We start from the raw sequence: 1,289 nt of genomic DNA, 5'->3' as shown, positions 1-1,289 counted from the left end.
GCCACGCTTTCGGGGCCGCGGCCTTCAGCAGCTCGTCGGCCGAGGCGGTGTAGCGCACGCCGTTGATGGTGGCGTTGAAGGAGGTGCTGAAGCCGGCGCCCAGCAGCGAGGCGACGTTGCCGGCGGTGGTGGCGCCAGCGGCGCCAGCGGCGCCAGCGGCGCCGCGGTCCAGCGTCATGGCGACAGTCTGCTTGGCGCCCAGGGCCGGCAGCACTGCCGAGATCACGGCGTGGCGAACCGATCCGTCCGGATGACGCGCCTTGACGTCGAGCTGGAGCGGGATGGCGGCGCCGCCGGCCAGGTGGCCGACCAGCGCGGCGTTCGATGCCACATGACCTGGTGCGAACACGTGGCCAAACGTTACCGGAACATTACTTTGTGCCGCCGTCGATGTGTTTTCGAAACGCACGGTGGTCACGGTGGCGACACTGGCGCCGGGAGCCGGGACGGTGTCAGCAGGGGGCGTGACAGGCGTGGTGCCGCGGCTTTGCGGAACGTAGGTGCTGCCTGCAAGGGTAGTGCTGCTGCTGGGCGGCGTGGCCGGTTGATCGGCCGAGCCGCCGCCGCACCCTGCGAGAAAGGCGGCGGCAAGAATGGAAACGGAATGGATTTTCAGGACGTGCATGATTATAGGTATGAAATGCGGGATTACATACGCTCTGTCAGAACCCGAAGATGTCGCCAGAGCAGCGAGGAGTAAGTCAGGAGTAAAAGGCAGCCGGTTTAGGCGGATTAATGATTCACTAATTTTTGTGTCTTGCGGGAAATTTCCTGCGACACACTTTCCCAGCATATACGATGCGAACAGGAAAGTACATAACCAGTCGTAAAAATTTTTTCTTGCAGCACACAATTTGCTCTGCCATGGAGGGCATCAAAAATACTGGAAAATCCGAGGATCAGAGATCAAAATACTGCTAATTCTCTTGATATTAGGGAAATTTTTTGAAATGCACCCGTGCTGCCATTGACTATTGGTTAACCTGTCTTTCGTGAAACAATCCCTGGCGTGAAAAACGAAAGGTTTCGTGCTGATATGGCGGCTGTTGCCCCTCGTGCTCTCCATACGGTGTTTGTATTGGATAAAAAAAGCCCGGTGGAATCCACCGGGCTTTGCTTGCCTTGCTTTCGCCGTGATCAGCGCGGCACGATATCGAACTGCGGGCCGAAACGGTAGTCCGGCTTGACGCTGCGCGCCATGAACACTTTCCAGGCATTCGCACCTTGGGCGCCGCCGATGTCGGCCGCGTAGGCCAGGGCCGGCTGCATGTTCGACGGATAGCCGGCAT

Annotated in this window: 1 pseudogene; it reads right to left on the bottom strand. The window is 59.2% G+C overall.

The features are described from left to right. Positions 1-331, bottom strand: a pseudogene (locus LQ564_RS25685) (hypothetical protein); the annotation flags it as partial. Positions 332-1,289: the final 958 nt, after the last annotated feature.

The organism is Massilia phyllostachyos, assembly GCF_021044825.1.
Lineage (GTDB): Bacteria > Pseudomonadota > Gammaproteobacteria > Burkholderiales > Burkholderiaceae_D > Telluria > Telluria phyllostachyos.
The sequence above is the reverse complement of the archived record's forward strand: the minus strand, read 5'-3'. Positions and strand labels throughout refer to the sequence as shown.